The organism is Photorhabdus sp. RM71S, from assembly GCF_042879355.1.
GTDB lineage: Bacteria > Pseudomonadota > Gammaproteobacteria > Enterobacterales > Enterobacteriaceae > Photorhabdus > Photorhabdus kayaii.
Genome location: NZ_JBHFKV010000386.1, coordinates 1 through 201, shown reverse-complemented (window position 1 = coordinate 201; position 201 = coordinate 1). Strand labels below are relative to the sequence as shown.

The 201-nt window shown below is 50.7% G+C and carries 1 rRNA gene; it reads right to left on the bottom strand.

From position 1 onward, the window contains the following. Positions 1–5: 5 nt before the first annotated feature. Positions 6–201, bottom strand: a 23S ribosomal RNA gene (locus ACGF5R_RS25275); the annotation flags it as partial.

Sequence of the window (201 nt, the reverse complement as noted above, 5' to 3'; positions counted from 1 at the left end):
GTTGTAAGGTTAAGCCTCTCGGTTCATTAGTACTGGTCAGCTCAATGCATCGCTGCACTTACACACCCAGCCTATCCACGTCTTCGTCTTAAACGTTCCTTCCGTGACCTCAAGTCAAGGGAAGACTCATCTCAAGGCAAGTTTCCCGCTTAGATGCTTTCAGCGGTTATCTCTCCCGCACTTAGCTACCGGGCGATGCCA